Origin of the sequence: Flavobacterium croceum DSM 17960, from assembly GCF_002917885.1 — a bacterium.
Taxonomy (GTDB): domain Bacteria; phylum Bacteroidota; class Bacteroidia; order Flavobacteriales; family Flavobacteriaceae; genus Flavobacterium; species Flavobacterium croceum.
In genome coordinates this window covers 1-3,880 of sequence record NZ_PQNY01000049.1, presented here as the reverse complement: position 1 = coordinate 3,880, position 3,880 = coordinate 1, and the positions used below count along the sequence as shown (strand labels likewise).

The following is a 3,880-nucleotide window of genomic DNA, read 5'->3' as shown; positions in this document are numbered from 1 at the left end:
ATTGATTTTTTGTTAATTTTTGATACATTTTTTTATTTTTAATTAATTACTTTTTTCAGTTTTCTATTCTGTTGCGGTAGTATGACGCACAACGTTCCGGCGCTTTGCGCAGTTGCGAACTTCGGAACTGATTATTTTCTGTTAAAGATAAAATTTCTTGCGAAACGTGAACGTGAATTTATCACAAAACTAGCAATTGCGCAAAACGCCTGTTACCTGACGTTTTTATTTTAAGACTATTAATCTCATTTGTATTTTTATTTTACCATTTTCACTTGTCCAGCTTTCTCCGATTGCATATAGCTTATTATCAATCATTAGCATATCATTTATTCGGTCAATGCTTTCTAAGTTGAATTGGTATTCTCGTTTTATTTTAAAATTGGTGTCAAGTTGAATAATATAAATATCTTCATGATTATCCCATAAGGTTCCTAATGTTTCATAATTAAATACAGAACCACCAAAATATTGTGAATTTTGGTCATCGGAAAGTTGTGAAGTTATATTAAAAGAATGGAATTTAGAAATGAACATTTTCTCTGCTACTAATTTCTGGTTTCCAATTCTAGAGATAATTATTGTATCAAGTTTATCTAATCTTGTTTGGTCATTATCTTGAAAAGTTTGAAATTCATTTCCATCATGTTTTATAACATCAAATATTCTATTTTGATGATTAATTACACTTTTCGGCTTACCATTTTTATCAAGAATAACTATTCTGGTGCCTTTAGCTCCAACTTTAAATTCGGAAAAGGAGAACGTTGCAACTACGGTATTTTCGTTTGATGAAATTATTCCTGCAAAATAAGTGTTATAGTTTTTTTGTTTACCAAAAATTTTTTTCCATTTGCATTTGCCTTCATCATCAATTCTTACAATAGCGATTTGACTTTCTAAGTTGTCTTTCTTTCTAGATCTAAAAGATATTAGGTTGCGAAATTTTTTTTTAAAACTGATTTTTATTGGTAATCTTGATTTTTGAATTTCACATAATAAATAAATTTCACCATTTTTTGAAATTGAAATTTTACAAACTTCATTTTCGTATTGTATTCTAAGTAGTTTTTCCCATATAATATTTCCATTGGAGTCAATTTTTGATACCCAAGCTTTACTATTTGAATACTTATAACCAACTGCATATATATAATTTTGGTAAACCTCTATATCATTAATTCTTTCATCGTCAAAGTATTTTTCCCATATGATTTTTCCATTGAAATCATGTTTAGCTATTATTCCTTTTCCATATTTTGTTTCAGAAAGCGAAATAACGCCATCATTGAGTTTAACGAGTGATTTACCAGTTCGGTCAATATCAGTATCGTATATGGAACTAAATGTGTGGTTTTCTAACACTTGAAATTCATCTTGAGCTAAAAGTCCACAACTAAAATGTAGGATTAAAATTAAGATTAAAATTCTTGTTTTCATAGTTGTTTTTAAAATGGCAGGTAACGTTTCGCGGCTTGACGCAGAAGCGAAGCCAGCGAACGGCTAAATTTCTGTTAAAGATAAACATTTTCGTGAAAAAGTGACTTCAATTTAAGAAAAAACGAGCTATTGCGCCAAACCGCTGTTGTGTGACGTGCTAAATGTCAGATTCATTTCAGTAATTTTTCCGTTTTTCGAGCCTTTTTTCAGATTTTCTTCCGTTTAGTTTCAGTTTTCACTTAGCTTTTTTGTGTCATATTTCCGATGAGTTTTTAAGTTGAGATTTTTCCGTTTTTTTCCGTTCTTCAGTCGTTAGACTTTACTAAATGTCCGCTAAACATGAACCAAGCTTTACTCGATTTCAGATAAAATTCAGCCGTTAGTTTCCTAAAAACTCACAAAAGCGGACATTTCGTCAAGTCTTAAAATTCAAATGGTTGTTCAAACTAAAATGTTTCACTTCTGAATCTCGTCGGAAGTATGGCACACAACGTTCCCACGCTTGGCGTCAGTTGCGAACTTCGGAACTGATTATTTTCTGTTAAAGAAAAAATTTCTTGCGAAATGCAAACGTGAATTTACAACAAAATTCGCAATTGCGCCAAACGTGTGTTGGCAGTAGTTTTTTTATTTTCCAAATAGTGCTTTTGCATTAATAAAATTATCAATTATTTTACTTTTATTTTCTCTTTTAAATTCGTCAAATCCTAAAGTAAAAGTTGTCTCTGGCATAAACTCTTTCAAAATTAAAGTAATCTCATCAATATAATTTTGTGCATTACCATTTTCTTTCAGTTCTTTTAAAATCATTTTGTCAAAATTTGTATCACGTTTATTATCAAAAACAACAAATGGAATTATAAACGGAACTGCATTTCCGAAAAAAGGATTTTCTTCATAGGTCAATCTAGTATCATCTTCCCACAAATTTATTTTATTGAATTTAGAAGACAATTCCAATAAAGTTAAATCTTTATTTTTTAATTCTTCTTTAAAATTCGGGTTGTTCTTTAATAAATATAAAAATGCAAAATCCCAAACACTACAACCATCTTCATCAATTAAACAATATGGATAAAAAGAATTACCGATAATTATTCCGCCTTTTTCGCCAATAATTTTTTGGAATAATTTTTTGGCTAATATTTGGTCTTTAAAGTTAAAATTAGGATTACTTTTTACAAAACCATAAATGTAAAAGTTCATTATTTTATCTTCTTGTGACTTATTGATTTCAGCCGTTTTCTTTTTAAAAATATTAAAAACACTCATTGTATTGGATTTTATTTTTTCAATTATATTCGATTTCGGATTCTGTGGCAAAATTACTGCCAACGTTCCCAGGCTTTACGTCTGTTGCGGATTAAAGAAGCCGAAACTTTCGGTTTTGCACTGACTTCAAAGATACAAAAGAAACTTTAAATTAAGCCCAAAACCCGCAATAGCGTAAAACCTGTGTTAGCTGATGCCGTTATTTTTTCTTGCGATTTGTCAATTTTCTGTTAGTTATTTCAAACATAAATATTTTAATTTCTTCAATGTCATCTTCAACTAGTTCAAACCATTCACCTCTTTTTCTTTTTGGTTTGTATTTTTGATGAAGTAATCTTTCAATTTCTGCAGGTGCAATCCATTTTTCGATTAAAATAATATCTGGTTCTTGAGCTTGTAAAGTTTTTTCTCTGTGTTCGGGTTTTATACTTCTACCAATTTTATAATAATTATTTGACTTATTATGCATTATATATACATAATTTTCTAAATCTTCTTTCTTATGTTTGGTATTATTGTCGAGTTTTTCAGCTTTATGTTTTTTTGCAAACGGAACATATAATGGCAATTTGTTACCTTTTACAATTAAACTTGCTTTAGAATCTTTGACTAAATCTTTTATTTCATCACCAAAAGTCAAATATTCTTTTCTTTCAAATACTGTTCTTTGTTGGTCTTGAAAAGCATTAAAAACTCCCATAGTTTCTTCTTCACTTTTATTAAACTTTGTTCCAATAAAATTCGCAAATAGATTTGTTAATTCATTTCTGTTTCTTTTTAGAGGCTGAAGTTGAATTAAGTATCCTTCAAGTTTTCGATTAGATTTAGTTACATAAATTAGATAGTAATCAAAGTTCGCTTTTTCATCATTCCAAACAATTGTAGAAAATGATTCATTGTGTAAATCCACAACAACATTAAAAACTCCATTATCATTTTTTGATAAATCGAGAATGTCTTTTTCAGACATTTCCATTAACAAATTTTCAAGAGTTTTTGTTAGAGAATTAAGTTTTGATTTAAGCATTTTTTTCTTTTTTGCAGTTTTTTCAGACGGTTTCAGCTAACGTTTTGCGGCTTGACGCAGAAGCGAAGCCAGCGAACGGCTAAATTTCTGCTAAAGATAAACATTTTCGTGAAAAACAGACTTCAATTTAAAATAAAATGA

Annotated in this window: 3 protein-coding genes; all 3 read right to left on the bottom strand. The window is 29.1% G+C overall.

Annotation, left to right across the window (positions count from 1 at the left end; translation table 11 throughout):
• Positions 1–225: 225 nt before the first annotated feature.
• Positions 226–1,440 (bottom strand): hypothetical protein, encoded by a 1,215-nt coding sequence (locus Q361_RS13145; protein ID WP_103727186.1) that lies wholly within the window; start codon positions 1,438–1,440, stop codon positions 226–228.
• 627 nt (positions 1,441–2,067) lie between these two features.
• On the bottom strand, positions 2,068–2,712 hold the full coding sequence (locus Q361_RS13140; RefSeq protein WP_103727185.1) for a hypothetical protein: 645 nt from the start codon (positions 2,710–2,712) through the stop codon (positions 2,068–2,070).
• Between the two features lie 199 nt (positions 2,713–2,911).
• Positions 2,912–3,739 carry a GIY-YIG nuclease family protein gene (locus Q361_RS13135; protein WP_103727184.1) on the bottom strand — a complete coding sequence of 276 codons (828 nt, stop codon included), beginning with the start codon at positions 3,737–3,739 and terminating at the stop codon, positions 2,912–2,914.
• Between the last annotated feature and the right edge of the window lie 141 nt (positions 3,740–3,880).

Coding starts and splice junctions, on each gene's coding strand:
- Q361_RS13135 (WP_103727184.1), bottom strand. CDS start 3,739: ATGCTTAAATCAAAACTTAATTCTCTAACAAAAACTCTTGAAAATTTG.
- Q361_RS13145 (WP_103727186.1), bottom strand. CDS start 1,440: ATGAAAACAAGAATTTTAATCTTAATTTTAATCCTACATTTTAGTTGT.
- Q361_RS13140 (WP_103727185.1), bottom strand. CDS start 2,712: ATGAGTGTTTTTAATATTTTTAAAAAGAAAACGGCTGAAATCAATAAG.